Raw genomic sequence first — 15,331 nt, 5'->3', positions numbered from 1 at the left:
TTCGGCATAGCTGAGCGTTTCCGCCTCATCCCGCAGGGCCGTGGCATCGGGTGTGGCGGCCGCCTGCGCCTCGAACAAGGCCGGCAGCGTGGCGGGCCCGCCGAAGACGGCGCCGGAGTCGCTCCAGCCGTGCAGCAGGGTCTCGCGCTCGGCGTCCGCCAGCAGCGGCAAGGCGCCAACCCGGGTTTCGGGCCGGGTCACGATGGCGCGCAGCAGCTGCTCGAAATTGGCCGCCATGCGCGCCATACTTGCCGGTGCGAACAGGCCGGTATCATAGGTCCATGACAGGCGCAGCCCGTCCGCGCTGTCGTGCGCTCCCAGCAGCAGGTCGAACTTGGCCGCCGCACCTTCCAGGGGTACGGCTTCCGCGCACAGCCCGTCCAGCGACAGGCTGCCGCCCTCGGCGCTTTCGGACACCAGCATCACCTGGAACAGGGGGTTGTAGCTCAGGCTGCGCTCCGGGTTGAGCTCTTCCACCAGCAGGTCGAACGGGATCTCCTGGTTCGCCTGCGCATCCAGGCACACCTGTTTGGCGCGCTGCAGGAAGTCGCTGAAGATCGGGTTGTCCGACAAATCGTTGCGCAGAACCAGGCTGTTGACGAAGCAGCCCAGCAGCGTTTCCAGCCTGCGGTCGGCGCGGCCAGAGACCGGCGTGCCTATCACGATGTCGGTCTCGCCGCTGTAGCGCGATAGCAGCACGGCAAGCGCCCCCTGCAGGAAGATGAAGCGGGTTACGCCATGGCGGCGGCAGAAGGCCGCGATGTCGGCGCCCAGGGCGCCATCGAGCAGCACCGCATGGGTGGCGCTGCCGGACGCGTGGCCGGCGCCGCGCGGATAGTCCAGCGGCAGGTTGTGTACCTCGGGCAGGCCGGCCAGGCGCTCCTTCCACCAGGCCAGCTTGGCGGCCGCCGCGCCGCCGTCAAGCTGGGTGCGCTGCCAGATGGCGTAGTCGGCGTATTGCAGCTCCAACGGCGGCAGCGCAGGCACGGGGCGGCCTGCGTTGGCGGCGTACAGGGTGCCCAGCTCGTGCATCAGCACGCCCTGCGACCAGCCGTCCGAGACGATGTGATGCATGTTCAGCGCCAGCACATGCTGGTCGGCCGCCAGGCGCACCAGGTGGGCACGCAGCAGCACCTCGCCGCCCAGGTCGAAGCGGTGCCCGGCCTCGCGCCGCAGCAGCGCGGCCAGGGCGGCCTCGCGCGCCTCGCCTTGCAGCTCCTCCAGGCTGGTGCAGGCGAACGGCGCCGCGGCGGCGGCGCGCACCTGCTGCAGCGGCTGTTGCGCGCCGGCCGCGATCCCGCTGCGCAGCACCTCGTGGCGGGCGACGATGGCGTCCAGGCTGGAGCGCAGGGCGGCGGCGTCCAGTTCGCCGTGCAGCCGGAAGGCGCGCGGCACGTTGTAGGCGGCGCTGCCGCCCGCCAGCTGGTCGACGAACCACAGGCGCTGCTGGGCGAACGAGAGCGGCGCCGGCAGCTCCGGATGCTCGCGGCGCGCCAGCGTGCTGACGGTGCGGCCCTGGGCCGCAATGTGGGCGGCCAGGGTGCGGATGGTGTCGTGCTCGAAGATGGCGCGCATCTTGACCTCGACCCCGAAACGTTCCGTGATCCGGCTCGACAGGCGCATCGCCAGCAGCGAATCGCCGCCGATGGCGAAGAACCCGCTGTCGACCCCTACCGGGGCGGCGTGGCCGAGCAGTTCCTGCCACAAGGCGGCCAGCGCGGCCTCGGCCTCGTTGGCCGGTGCGGCGTAGCCGGCGCCGGCGGCATCGGCCGCCCGGCGCGCCAGCTCCTTGCGGTCGATCTTGCCGCTGGCAAGGCGCGGGAACTCCGGCACCGGCAGCACCACGGCCGGCACCATATACTCGGGCAGCACGGTGCGCAGGCGCGCCAGGACGGCTTCGCCGCCGGCCGCCGCGCCGGCCAGGAACAGGGCCAGCTGCCTGCGCGCCCTGTCGTAGATGCACACGGCGTGGGCAGCCAGACCGCAGGCCTCGGCCACGCGCGCCACCTCGTCCGGCTCGATGCGGTAGCCATTATGCTTGATCTGCTCGTCCTTGCGCTCGATGAAGTACAGGCGCTGGTCGGGCAGCACCCGCACCCAGTCGCCGGTGCGGTAGTAGCGTACGCCGTCGCGCAGCGCCACGGCCTGGGCGGTCAGGCCGGGCTGGCCCAGGTAGCCCTGGAACAGGCAGGGGCCCGCCACCAGCAACTCGCCTTCCTGGCCGGGGGCCGCCGGCTGGCCGTCGTCGCGCAGCACCAGGCAGGTCACGTTGTCGATCGGCTGTCCGATCGGCACCTGCTCGGACAGCAGGTCCGCGTTGTAACGCTCATAGGTGACCTGGATGCAGCACTCGGAAGGTCCGTACAGGTTGACCACCTGGCAGCCGGTGCGCTGCGCGGCTTCGCGCGCCAGCCGCGCCGGCAGCGCCTCGCCGCCCAGGAACAGCTGGCGCAGCGCCGGCGCCCCATCCAGGCCGCCCTGCTCCAGCAGCACCGCCAGCAGCGAGGGAACCAGCTGCAGCACGCTGACACCGTGCCCACGCAGCAGCGCGCCCATCAGGGCCGGGTCGTAATTGGCCTCGCGCGGCGCGGCCAGCAAGGTGGCGCCGGCCAGCAGCGGCGCCCAGAATTCCCATATCGAGGCATCGAAGCCAGCCGAGGTACGCTGCAGGAACACGTCGTCCGGACCGAAGCCGAATTCGGCCAGCATCCAGGCCATGTGGTTGGCCAGGGCATGGTGCGGCACCGCGACGCCCTTGGCCTTGCCGGTCGAGCCCGAGGTGTACAGCACATATGCCAGGTCGGTGCCCGCGATCTCGATCCCAGGCGGGCGCTCATCGTGGGCGGCGGCCTCCAGCGCGCCGATGTCCAGCTCGTTGGCGGCGCCGTCCGGCGCCACGCCGTCCCGTATCACCAGGCGCGGCGCACACTCGGCAAGCATGGCGGCCACGCGCGCATCCGGCAGGGCGGTATCGACCGGCACGTAGGCGGCGCCGGCCTTGAGCACGGCCAGCATGGCCACCACGAAGCGGTCCGAGGACGGCAGCCGCAGCGCCACCAGTTCGCCGCGCGACAGTCCGGCGCCGATCAGGTGGTTGGCCAGGCGGTTGGCGCGGCGTTCGATCTCGGCCAGCGGCACGCTGCGCGCCGGCGCGCCGCTGTCCGGGCCCGGCACCATTACGGCGCCGCGGCCGCTGGCGGCGCTGGCGCTGAACCAGGTCACCACGTCGGCCCGTCCCCGCGGCAAGGCCACTGCCGCTCCCGGCAGCGCGGCGCCGGCATGGCCCCGCTCACCGGCCAGGTCCTGCCAGTGGGCGGCGAACTGGCGCAGCGCCGACCCGGCGATCCGGCCGCGGTCATAGTGTATCCACAGGGTGGCCTGGGAAGGGCTTTCCACCAGCACGAATTCCAGCAGCGCGGCCTCGGCCGCGCCATGCGCATGCTCGATGCGCAGCGTGCTGCCGCCGATGGCGGCGCTGCTGAACACGAAGGGGAAGGCGCCAGCCCCGGCGCGCGAGTAGGATTCCAGGTAGTCGCGGTGCTGCTCCAGTTGCGCAGCCTCGGCGTGCGCGGCCAGGGCCAGGCCGCCGTTCAGCGCCACTTCCAGCGCCACGGTCTGGCTGATCTGCCCCAGCGCACCGGCCAGGGCGCCGCTGCGCAGATCGACCGTGCGCGCCAGCAGGGCCTGCCCGCCATGGGCCGCCAGCGCCAGCCGCAGGCTGGCGCACACGGCGTCGGCGAAGCGGGGACCCTCCTCGCTCCAGCGCGCGCGCCAGTCCTCCAGGTCGACACGCAGCAGTGCCGGTTCGGCCTCGGTGTCGGCCTCGGTGCGGTAGCGCTGCAGGCCGATGCTGGAGGCGGCCGCGCGGGACGCCCAGGCCGGGTTCCAGGCGGCGCGCGCCTCGGCCAATTCCTCGCTGACCTGGAAGTCGTTCAGCCAGTCGGCCACGTCGGCGTACTGGACGGCCTCCCCCTGCGGCACTGCGCCGTCGGCCAGCGCTTCCAAAGCCAGCAGCGCGCTGGCCAGGTCGGCGCCCAGGCTGGGCAAGCCGAGCAGCAGCCAGCTGCGGTCACCGGGCAGGGCCGCGCACACCAGCCAGGCGTCGGCGCCGGCGCCGTCGTCGGCGCGCAGGGCGGAGCACAGGCGGGCCTGCTCGGCGGCGATGCGGGCGGGTTCCCAGTCCGACCAGTCGGGCGCCTGCACCAGCAGCCTGGCTTCGGCGCGCGCGCCAAAGCAAAGGATGCCGTTTTCATCGGTGTGGTAGGACGCGCGCAGCACGTCGTGGCGCGCGCACAGCGCCTCCAGGGCGGCGCGCGCCGCGCCGGCATCGAGCCGGCCGGGGCAGCTGGCCGCCACGCTGGCCCAGGCGCTTGCCGCGCCTGGCCGCTGTGCGCGCTGGCGCCAGATTTCCCGCTGGATCGGAGAAGCGGTAGTAACGGTAGTCGGTGTCATGGTCTATCCCTGTAGGCGTTTCTGATGGAGGTATCGGGTACGGGCTAGGCGCCCATGGCGACGATCACGCGGCGCTCGCCGGCGAACGGCTTGCGCCCGTGGGCGACGCGCCAGTTATCGAGCAGCAGCACGTCGCCGGGGCGCCAGTCGAACAGCACTTCGGACTGGCGGTAGGCGGCGGCGATGGCGGCCACGGTATGCGCGCCGATCGGCGTGCCGTCGCCGTAGCAGGTGCTGTACGGGAACTGGTCGGATGCGAACATCTCGCCGAGCTTGGCCCGCACCTCTGGCAGCAGGCTGTCCACGTGCCAGAAGGCGGCGTGGTTCATCCATAGCGGCAGTCCGCTGTCCGGATGCACCTGCACGGCGTCGCGCACCTGGCGGGTGGCGTAGTGGTGGTCGGACAGCACGCTGAATTCGACCTGCTCGCGGGCGCAATAGTCCTGGATCTGCGCCACGCTGTCTGCCACGAAGCTCTTGAACACGGTAGGCCCGAAATTCGGATGGAAATGGCGCCTGAGCATCCAGCCGCCGCGCTCGCGGAACTCGTTCACGATGGCGGGGTCGAGACGCTGGTACACCGCGTTGACATCGGCAATCTGGGTCTGGCCGCCCTCGCGCGCCGCCACCAGGCAGCAGAAGGCGATCTTGCGCGGCGGCTGGAGTACATAGGAAAGCTCGTTGTGCAGCTGGATCTCGTGCTCGGCCGAGAACTCGGTGGAGGTGTACACGCCGCTTTGCAGCCTGGTGCGCGGCGTGGCGCCCTGCACATACTCGGCCTGGCTCCTGATGGCGGCGCTGGAGAAGTCCTTGAAGGCCTGCTCGCTGTGCACGTCGAAGCCGCGGAACAGCAGCGCGCCGTGGCGCACCAGGTCCTGCTCCAGGCGCTCGGCATGCAACGCATACCATGTGGCCAGGTCCAGGCCCGGCACCAGCGCGCGGTGCACCGCCGGCATGGCGCCGCAACCGTCCACCCTGCCCTGTTCCGTGACGGCCCGGGGGGCCGGCTGCACCGCCACGCGGTGCTCCTTCTTCCATTGTGCGAACTGCATGCCGTGCTCCTAGATAGTGTTCAGTTCAAAACGCTTGCGCAGCCCCATGATGCGGCCCCTGGCCTCGGTGTCGAGGCGCCGGCCCAGCGCCGCCAGCGTGATATCGGGCTGCTCCCGCAGCAGTCCGGCCAGGCGCTGGAAGCGGCCCGACAGGGCCAACAGCCGCTCGGCCGTGTACTGCCCGCCGTGGCTGCGCCAGGACAGCTCCAGCTGGCCGTCGCCGCAGGCCACGGTAAGGCTCAGCGCGCCAGATGGCGCCACCTGCCCGCACACCCCGTCCTGCGGCAGGTACACGAACTGGCAGTCGGCCGCGCGTTGCAGCCGCTCCAGTCCGGGCTGGCCTGCCAGCAGCGCTGGCGCCAGGCGCGCGGCCGGCTGCTCCAGCCCCGGCGCCAGCTGGGACGCCACCGCGCGCAGCGTATCCTCGCCCGACAGGCGGCACGGCTGCACGGCGGCCGGCGCGGCCGGCGCGGCCGCGCCGCGCTCGAGCAGCAGCGGCTGCCCCGGGTCCAGGATGGCGGCCGACACGCACAGCGCCCCTCGCCGCAGCTCCAGCGCCATCAGCATCGCGTAGGCGCAGGCCAGGAACAGGCCGGGCGCCAGCCCGCAGGGCGCCGTATCGGATGCCGCCATGCGCAACCCGGCGCGCCCGCCGTCCAGCACCAGGTCAACCTCACCGCCAGGCCCGGACCCGGGTCCGGCCGCCAGTTCAAGCTGGTCCAGCGCGGCCAGGCGGTGCGCCAGCACGGCGTGCGCCGGGTCCAGCAGGCCGGCCAGGGATGCGCAGCCGGCGTCCGGTCCCGGCGCGTCCACCGCAATCAGGGCGTCGGGCTGCTGGTGCAGCGGCAACAGCGGGCGCAGGCGGGCGTCCAGTCCTGCCAGGAAGGCGGCGCGCGCGGCCAGGTCCGAGGGCGTGGCCAGCAGCGCCACCAGGCGCGGCCCGTCCACGCAGGCCAGCGCCGCGCCGCCCACCCCGCCCAGCGCGGCGATGCGGCGCTCCAGCTGGCGCAGCGGCAGCGGGTAGCCGCGCACGTCCTCCATGTTCTCCCTGCCCCCATCGTCCCGCGCCGGGTGCGGCGCCGGCATGGCCTGCAGCAGCGGCGCCTCGGGTGCGGCGGCGGCCTGCGCCAGCAGGGCTTCCATGGCTCCGCCCAGCCAGGCAATGGTGGCGGGCCGGAACAGGTCGTGCTGGTATTCCCACAGCAGCTCCAGGCCGTCTTCCAGCTCGGTGGCGTTGAGCGACAGATCGAAGTGCACGCGGCGCTCGTCCTGGTCGCGCCGCTCCAGGCCCTCCAGCCGCAGCGAGCGCATGGCGGGATAGTCTTCGGTCTGGCTCTGCAGCACGAACCAGGCCTGGTACACGGGCTGGAAGCTGGGGTCGCGGCGCAGCTCGAGTTCGGACACCAGCGCATCGAACGGGAACTGCTGCGCCTCCAGAGCGCCCAGTATCATGCCGCGGGCCTGCGCCAGCAGCGCCGTGAAGCTGGCCTGCCGCGCAATCCGGCTGCGCAGCGCAACGCTGTTCATGAAGAAGCCGACCAGGGGCTCGGCGGCGGCCGCGGTGCGGCCGGCCACCGGGGTGCCCATGACGATGTCGCCGCGCCCGCTCCAGCCGCCGAGCAGCGCGGCGTACACCGCCTGCAGGCCCATGAACAGCGTCGCCCCGCGCGCCGCGCACACCGCCTTGAAACGCGCCAGCAGCGCCGGCGCGACCACGCTGCGCAGGGCGCGGCCGACGCCGCGCTGCACGGCCGGACGCGGATGGTCGAGCGGCAGCGCGTGCAGCAGCGGCGCCCCGTCCAGGGCGGCGCGCCAGTGGGTCCGCAGCGCCGCCATGGCGCCGCCCTCCAGGCAGCGCCGCTGCCACTGGGCGAAATCGGCGTACTGGATGGGCAGCTCCGGCAGGTCCAGCGGATCGCCGTGGGCATGATGGTCGTACAGCCGGGCGAACTCGCGCAGGATCAGGTTGACCGACCAGCCGTCCACCGCCGCGTGGTGCAGGTTGATTTGCAGCCGGTGCTCATCGGGGCCGGTACGCACCAGCAGGAAGCGCACGGGGATGTCTTGCTCCAGCCGGAATGGCTGCGCCTGGTCTGCGGCGAAGGCGGCGCGCGCCTGCCGCGCCGCCTCAGCGCTCTCCAGCGCCGACAGGTCGAGGCGGCGTAGCGCCGCCGGGGCGGCGGCCATGATGCGCTGGAACAGCTGGCCGTCCTGCTCGCACAGCACGGTGCGCAGCGCCTCGTGGCGGACCAGGATGGCGTCCAGTGCCAGTTGGCAGGCGTTCAGGTCGAGTGCGCCGCGCAGCAGGAAGGCCAGCGGCAGGTTGTATTCGGCGCTGGCCGGATCGGCGCTGTACAGGAACCAGAAGCGCTGCTGGCCGGGCGAGGCCGGAATCGGGACGCCGCGCGCGCAGCGCTCCAGCGGCGGCAGGGCCGGTGCGCCGCCCACCTGGGCGATGCGCACGGCCAGCTGGGCCACGGTCGGGCATTCGAACAGGGCCTTGAGCGGCAGCTCCACGCCCAATGTGTTGCGCACCAGGATCAACTGGCGGAACACCAGCAGCGAATGGCCGCCCAGGGAGAAGAAATCGTCGTGCACCCCGACCCGGGCGACGCCCAGCAGCTTCTCGAACTGGGCGCAGAGGACGCGCTCGGTATCGCTGCGCGGCGCGGTGTACTGGCCGGACTGCAGGTCGCCGCCGTCCGGCGCCGGCAAGCGCTTGCGGTCCAGCTTGCCATTCAGCGTCAGCGGCAGCCCGGGCAGGAACACCAGCACCTGCGGCACCATATGGGCCGGCAGCCGTGCAGCCAGCGCTTGCTTGAGCGCCTCGCGGGCGCCATCCGGGGCCACGCCCCGCCATACCACATAAGCCACCAGGCATTGCTCGCCCTGCTGCTCGCGCACCGCCACGGCGGCGCCCTCCACGCCGTCCAGGTCGTTCAGGCAAGCCTCGATCTCGCCCGGCTCGACGCGGAAGCCACGCAGCTTGACCTGGGCGTCGGCGCGGCCCAGGAACTCCAGTTCGCCGGCGTCATTCCAGCGCACCAGGTCGCCGGTACGGTACAGCACCGGCGGCCCTTCGCCGTCCACCGGATTGGGCACGAAACGCTCGGCGCTCAGGTCCGGACGGCCGATGTAGCCGTCAGCGATGCCGCGCCCGCCGAGATACAGTTCGCCCTTGGCGCCGGCCGGCAGCAGTCCGCCGTCCGGGTCCAGCACATAGGCCGTGGCGCCGTCCAGCGGCCGGCCTATGCCCGGCTCGCCGGCGCCGCCGCGCGCCAGCGCGCTGCAGGTGGCGTAGGTGGTGTATTCGGACGGCCCGTACAGGTTGTATACCGCCTCCACCGACGCATGGGCGTGGATGCGGTCGACCAACTTGCGCCGCAGCGGCTCGCCAGCCAGGCACACGGTGCGCACCGAGGCCGGGATGCCGCTGTTGCCGATCAGCTCGGCCACGGCCGAGGGCACGCCGTTGATCAGCGTGATCTCCGGCTGGACGCCGCCGCTCGCCAATTCCAGCAGGCTGTCGACCAGTACCGCGCGGTTGCCGGTGGCCAGCGGCAGGAAAATCTCGAAAATGGACAGGTCGAAGCACACCGAGGTGGAGCACAGCACGCTGTGCAGCTCGGCGTCCTGGAAGCGGCCGCGCGCCCATTGCAGCAGGCTGGTGGCGGCCCGGTGCGCGATCATCGCACCCTTGGGCGCGCCGGTCGATCCGGACGTATAAATCACGTAGGCCAGGCTGCCGGGGGAGGCGCCACCCGCCAGCAGTGCGCCGTCCCCTCCTTCCTCCGCCACCGTGGCCGGGTCCAGCACCGCCAGCGCGCCACGCTCCAGGCGCCGGGCCTGCGCGCCATCGGCGATCACCAGCTCGGCGCCGGCGTCCTCCAGCATGTAGTCCAGGCGCGCGTCCGGGTAGGCCGGATCGAGCGGCAGGTAGGCGCAGCCAGCCTTGAGCACCGCCAGCATGGCGACAATCAGCTCCGGGGTGCGCGGCAGGCAGATGCCCACCACCGCGCCGGGCCGGCTGCGCCGAACCAGCAGGCGGTGCGCCAGCCGGTTGGCGCGGCGCTCCAGTTCTGCGTAGCTGAGGGATACGCCGCGCCACAGCACGGCGGTACGCTCCGGATGGCGCGCGGCGGCGCGCTCGACCAGCTGGTGCAGGCAAGCCGCCTCCGGCGCAGCGCCGTCCGCGCCGCGGCCCAGGGCCAGCAGCCGCTCGCGCTCGGCGCCGCGCACCATCTCGATGGGGCCGGGCGCGACCCCGGTGGCGGCGCCCCGCGCCAGCTGCGCCAGCACCGCCGCCAGGTGCGCCAGCAGGGCCTGGGCCCGGGGCGCGCTCCAGTGAGCGGTGGCGTACTGGAATTCCAGGGCCATGGCGGCGCCATCGTCGGCGACGATGAGCACGCCCTTGGGATCCAGCGCGGCCAGGGCCGACAGCGAATGCAGTTCGCCGCCGGGCTGCCCCGGCTTGCGCCCGCCGCGCTCGAACACCAGCACGGTCTCCGGCTGATGCGTGGCGCCGCCAAACTTGTTGTGGTCGGTATAGGCAGGATAGCCATATTCCGCGTCGCGGCGGCGTGCCAGGGCCAGCTCCTCGTAGAGCCGGCACAGCTGCTCCGGCTGGCCCAGCTCCAGGGTGACCGGATGCAGGTTGAGCACCAGGCCTTTCATGCCGGCGATCGCGCTCAGCCCCAGGCCACGGCCCGAAGTGGCGGCGAAATAGGTGATGCGGCGCTCGCCGGTGTAGCGCGACAGCAGCCAGGCCCACGCCAGTCCGGCCATGGTTTCGGCCTCGCCGTCGCCGCCCAGCGCGCACAGGTCGGCCACCGCTTGCGCCGGCAGTTCCAGGCGCGCGCTGGCGCAGCCGTCGCCGGCCTCCACGCCGGCGCCGCATAGCGTGCTGGCGGCGACACTGTCGCCGATCGCGCGCCGCCACCAGGCGTCCTGCCGCCGCGCCTGGCGCTGGAAGTGCTGGACCAGGGCATCGTGATGGTCGTCCAGCTGGTCGCACAACTCGTCGGGCAGCCGCTTGGCCGGATCCAGCACCAGCAGCTTGCCGTTCAGGGCGCCCAGGCTGGCGCCGGCCGCCTTGACGCGGGATAAGAGCAATTCCAGGTCCATGTCCTCTCCAGATCCTTTAGCAAGCCGTTGTCATTCCTGGTGCAGGCGCTGCGCCGGGTTCATGTTGGCCACCCGCCAGGTATGCAGCGACACCGTCATCAGCGCCAGCCCCACCGTGGTCACGGCCGCCGTGGCGAAGGCGGCAAAGCCCATGGTCACGTGCTGCGGGAAGCGGTTCAGCACCTGGGCCAGGAACAGGATGGCCAGCGGCACCGCGATCGCCAGGGCCAGCATGATGGGCTTGGAAAAGTCCCACAGCATCAGGCGCACGATGTCGGCCACCGAGGCGCCCAGCACCTTGCGCATGACGATTTCCTTGCTGCGCCGCTCGGCCACGAACTGGGCGATGGCGTACAGCCCGAAGCAGGCGATCGATATGGCCAGGATGGCGAAGGCGCCGAACACGCCGACGATGCGGTCGAAGGCGCCGCGCTGCATGGCGTAGATGTCGGCGATCGGGAAGCGGTTGAGCGGGCGCTGCGGCAGCAGCCTGGTCCAGGTCTTCTCGATGTGGGCCAGGGCGTCGGCCGCGCGCTCGCCGTCCAGCCGCACGATCACGGCGTTGATGCGGTTGGAATTGACCAGGATGTCCAGGTTTAGCGCACGGTAGCCGCCGGCCGCGTTGACGTCCTCGGTCACGCCGATGACTTCCAGCTCGCTGCGGTTGAACACGATCTTCTGGGCGATGGCGTCCTTGGGATCGCTATAGCCCAGCTTGCGGGCCCCGGAGCGGGTCAGGATGGCGGCGCCGCCGGCCTTGCCCAGCAGGTCGCCGGCCATGTCGCGCGAGAAGCCACGCCCCGCCAGCAGCTTGATGCCCATGACCTTGACGTAATCGGCGTCGACCTGGTTGCCGTTCATGCTGACCCGCTCGCCCGGCTGCTGGCTGGGCTTGCGCACGTTGAAGTTGCCGGCCTTGATGCGCGGTGCGAAGCTGCCGGTCACGCCGGTGATGCCGGGGCCGCGCGCCAGTTCCACCCGCATGGTCTCGAAGTTCTCCTGCACGTCCTCCATGAAACGGAAAGTAGCCGAGTCGCTGCGCATGGGGGTCAGCATCCAGGTCTGGTCCTGGCGGTAACCCAGGTCCAGGTGCTTGAGCAGGTCGACCTGGGCGCTACCGGCCATGGTGACGATGATCAGCATGGTGGCCAGCGTGAACTGCACCACGATCAGGCCCTGGCGCAAGCGGTTCCTGGGACGGCCGCCGCCCTGTTCGCCCTTGAGCGCCCGTACCACCGGGATGCGCGACAGCACCAGCGAGGGATACAGGCCGGCCAGCACGGTGGTGGCCAGGACCAGCACCGCCACCCCCAGCGCGAACTGAAGGTCCCAGATCTGCGCCATGCCGAATTCGCGGTCCAGCAGGTTGCCCAGCAACGGCAGCAGCAGGCGCGCCAGGCCGTAGGCCAGCGCGGTGGCGATCAGCACCAGGGCCAGGGTCTCGGCCATCAGTTGGGTGACCAGCTGGCCGTAATGCGCGCCCACCGTCTTGCGGATGCCGACTTCCCTGGTGCGCTGGCTCATGCGCGCCGTGGTGAGGTTGATGAAGTTGATGCAGGCCGTGGCCAGGATCAGCAGCCCGAGTATGATGGCGCCGTACACGAAGGCGATGTGGCTGCCGCGCGCAGGGGCCGGCTCGTCGCTGCCCGGGTGCAGGTGGATGTCGTCCAGGCGCTGCAGGTTGACCTTGAAGGGGAACACCTGCAGCACCTCGCCCGCGTTACGCGCGAGGAAGGCGTCCAGCTGCTGGCGCAGCGGCCTGATGGCGGCGCCCGGCTTGAGCTTGATGTAGCCATAGGCCGATTCCACCGGCTCCCAGCTGAGCAGCTGCTCGGCGCTCTCCGGTCCCATCAATGCCTCCATGGAATTCATGGAAATCACGATACCCAGGTCGAAGTGGGTGTTCTGCGGCACGTCCTCGATCACTCCCGTCACTTTCAGCTCGCCGCGGTCCTCCACCGGCAGGGTCTTGCCGACCGGATCGGCATCGCCGAAATATTTCCGGGCCATGCTGCGCGTGAGCACCACCGACAGCGGCTGCTGCAGCGCCGCCTGCGCCGAACCGGCCACGAAAGGCAGGTCGAACACCTGGAAGAAATCGGGGTCGGCGAAATACACGTTTTCGGCGAACACCTCGTGCTGGCGGCGGAACGACAGCATATTGCCCTGCATGCGGGCGTAGGCCTGCACGGCGCTGGCGTAATCGAGCTTGAGCTGCGGCGTGGCCGGCATCACGGTGCCGGCCAGCGGCACCAGGTCGTCATGTCCCGGCAGCCGGATCTCGGTGCCCAGGCGGTAGATCTGCCCGGCATCGCTGAAGTGGCGGTCGAAGCTCAGTTCATACTTGACCACCATGGTGATCAGGATGCAGCAGGCCATGCCCACCGTGAGCCCCAGGATGTTAATAGCCGAGAACAGCGGGTTCTTCACCAGGCTTCTCAGCGACATCAGGTAGTAGTCTTTAAACATGGGGGTTCCTCTTCGGGTGGTCGGGCCTCAGCCCAGCGCGGCCAGCGCCGGACGCGCCGGCGCGGCCTTGGCGGACACCGGCGCGGCGACGCATTTTCCGTCCAGCAGGGTGATGATGCGGTCGCCGTAGGTGGCGTGGTCGGGCGAGTGGGTCACCATCACGATGGTGGTGCCGGCCGCGTGCAGCCCGGTCAGAAGCTGCATGACTTCCTCGCCATTGACGGAATCGAGGTTGCCGGTCGGCTCGTCGGCGAACAGGATGGGCGGGTTGCCCACCGTGGCGCGGGCGATCGCCACGCGCTGCTGCTGGCCGCCCGAGAGCTGCTTGGGAAAGTGGTCGGCGCGGCCGGACAGGTTGAGGCGCTCGAGCGCCTCGCCGGCGCGCTGCTTGCGCTCGCGCGCCGCGATCTTGTGGTACTGCAGGGCCAGTTCCACGTTCTCGGCCACGGTCAGGTCGTCCAGCAGGTTGAAGCTCTGGAACACGAAGCCCACGTTCTTGCGCAGATCGGCGCGCTGGCGCTCGCCGTAGCCGGCCACTTCCCGCCCCATGAAATGGTACTTGCCGGCGCTGGGCGAATCGAGCAGGCCCAGTATGCTCAGCAGGGTCGACTTGCCGCAGCCGGACGGCCCCATGATCGAGACGAATTCGCCCTGGTCGATGTGCAGGTCGATATTGTCCAGCGCGGTGGTCTCCACCGTGTCGGTGCGGTGGAACTTGGATAGCGATTCAAGTGTCAACATGGGATCCTCTCGGGTGTCAGTGTTTGATATGGACTTCCTGGGCGTTCATGAAATTGGCGTAGCTGGAGATGAGCACGCGTTCGCCCTCCTTCAGCCCGCCCTTGATCTCGATCACGTCCGCGTTGCTGCGGCCGCTCTGGATCTCGCGCCGTACCGCCTTGCCGGCCTGGGCGTCGGTGACGAACACCCACTGCCCGCCGGTATCCTGGAATGCCGAACCGCGCTTGAGCAGCAGGCTGTTGGTGCTGGCCCCCAGTTCCAGCTGGGCCGGGATGCGCAGGCCGGGACGCACCGAGGGCGGCACCGGGCCGGCGAAGGCCAGGCTGACGATGAACTTGCCGCCCGTGACCTGCGGATAGACCCGGTCGATCACCATGGTGTGCTCCCTGCCCTCCAAGCTGTAGACGGCCTTCTGGCCAGCTTCCACGCGCGAGATGTAGAACTCGTCGATTTCGGCCTTGAGGCGGAATGCATCCACGTTGTCGACCTGGCCGATGCGCTGGCCGCTGGTGATGATCTGTCCCACCTCGGCCTTGAACTGGGTCAGCAGGCCCGTGATCGGACTGCGCACCAGCAGGCTGTCCAGGGTATTGCTGATAATGCGCGCGTCCGACCGCAGGCGCGATTCGCTCTCGGCCAGCTGCGCCATCTTCGGTTCGCGGATGGCCTTCTCATCGGCGATGGCCTTCTCCAGCAGCTTGCGCTGGCCGACCTGGTAGTTGAGCTCATCGACCAGCACCTCCATGGCGTTGGAGGACACCATCTTGTGGTCGAACAGGGCGCGGGTGCGCTCGATCGAGTGTTCCAGCTTGGTGATGGAGTAGTTGGTGTCGTTGAGCTTTTGCTTCATGTTGAGCAGGTTCTGGTCCAGCTGCAGCCGCACCGAGCTGTTGGTGTTGAGCTGCTCGGCGATCTGCGCCTCCTGCGAAGACACCTGCAGCTGGAAGGCCACGTTCTTGAGCCGCAGCAGCACGTCGCCGGCCTTGACGCTGTTGCCTTCCTCAACCAGCACCTCGGCCACGCTGCCGCCCTGCACCGCGTCGACAAACACGGTCTTGACCGGCTCCACGGTGGCGCGCACCGGGATCAGGTCGCGGAACATGCCGCGTTCCACCTTGGCCAGCTGCACCTGGTCCAGCTGCACCTGCGCGCTGTGGGCCGAGCTGGCCGTATACGATGCCGCGAACAGCGACACCAGCAATGCCGCCCCCACCGCGACCACGGCGATGCGGCGGGCCGGCCAGCGCTTGCGCTCGATCTGCCTGTCCATCCGGACCGGCTGCGGCGCCGCCGGGCTAGTCGTTGCGTGCGTAGTTTTCATGCTTGCGCCCCATATCGTGATCACACATGTCGGCCATTAAACGCCAGCCGCTGCGATGGCAACACTGTCAAGCTTGACAGCGTTGCTGGACGGCCCTGTCAAGGTCTACAGGTTGGGCCGCTGCGCGCTTGACGCTGCGCGCCGCGATGGGATCAACTACGCACACTCGTGG

General features: G+C 70.6%; 6 protein-coding genes. All 6 read right to left on the bottom strand.

The genetic code is table 11. From position 1 onward, the window contains the following. Nucleotides 1–4,452 (bottom strand): amino acid adenylation domain-containing protein (locus tag ACLB1G_RS27340; RefSeq protein ID WP_491630433.1); only part of this gene is annotated, 4,452 nt, incomplete at its 3' end. Nucleotides 4,453–4,496: 44 nt separating this feature from the next. After that, nucleotides 4,497–5,504, bottom strand: coding sequence for a TauD/TfdA family dioxygenase (locus tag ACLB1G_RS27335; protein WP_491630432.1), 1,008 nt, complete (start codon nt 5,502–5,504; stop codon nt 4,497–4,499). 9 nt (nt 5,505–5,513) lie between these two features. After that, a complete protein-coding gene (locus ACLB1G_RS27330; RefSeq protein ID WP_491630431.1) occupies nt 5,514–10,628 on the bottom strand; it encodes an amino acid adenylation domain-containing protein in 5,115 nt (1,704 codons plus the stop codon). 30 nt (nt 10,629–10,658) lie between these two features. Then, a complete protein-coding gene (locus ACLB1G_RS27325) occupies nt 10,659–13,097 on the bottom strand; it encodes an ABC transporter permease (protein WP_491630430.1) in 2,439 nt (812 codons plus the stop codon). A gap of 27 nt (nt 13,098–13,124) precedes the next feature. Then, nucleotides 13,125–13,838: an ABC transporter ATP-binding protein gene (locus ACLB1G_RS27320; protein ID WP_491630429.1), complete on the bottom strand. Its 714-nt coding sequence runs from the start codon at nt 13,836–13,838 to the stop codon at nt 13,125–13,127. Nucleotides 13,839–13,854: 16 nt separating this feature from the next. Beyond that, on the bottom strand, nt 13,855–15,159 hold the full coding sequence (locus ACLB1G_RS27315; protein ID WP_491630428.1) for an efflux RND transporter periplasmic adaptor subunit: 1,305 nt from the start codon (nt 15,157–15,159) through the stop codon (nt 13,855–13,857). Nucleotides 15,160–15,331: the final 172 nt, after the last annotated feature.

Source organism: Duganella kummerowiae (assembly GCF_053572355.1).
This window is presented reverse-complemented; position numbering and strand designations above follow the sequence as displayed.

Bases quoted from the DNA above. Each gene is read 5' to 3' on its own strand.
- ACLB1G_RS27330 (WP_491630431.1), bottom strand. From the start codon at position 10,628: ATGGACCTGGAATTGCTCTTATCCCGCGTCAAGGCGGCCGGCGCCAGC.
- ACLB1G_RS27335 (WP_491630432.1), bottom strand. From the start codon at position 5,504: ATGCAGTTCGCACAATGGAAGAAGGAGCACCGCGTGGCGGTGCAGCCG.
- ACLB1G_RS27320 (WP_491630429.1), bottom strand. From the start codon at position 13,838: ATGTTGACACTTGAATCGCTATCCAAGTTCCACCGCACCGACACGGTG.
- ACLB1G_RS27315 (WP_491630428.1), bottom strand. From the start codon at position 15,159: ATGAAAACTACGCACGCAACGACTAGCCCGGCGGCGCCGCAGCCGGTC.
- ACLB1G_RS27325 (WP_491630430.1), bottom strand. From the start codon at position 13,097: ATGTTTAAAGACTACTACCTGATGTCGCTGAGAAGCCTGGTGAAGAAC.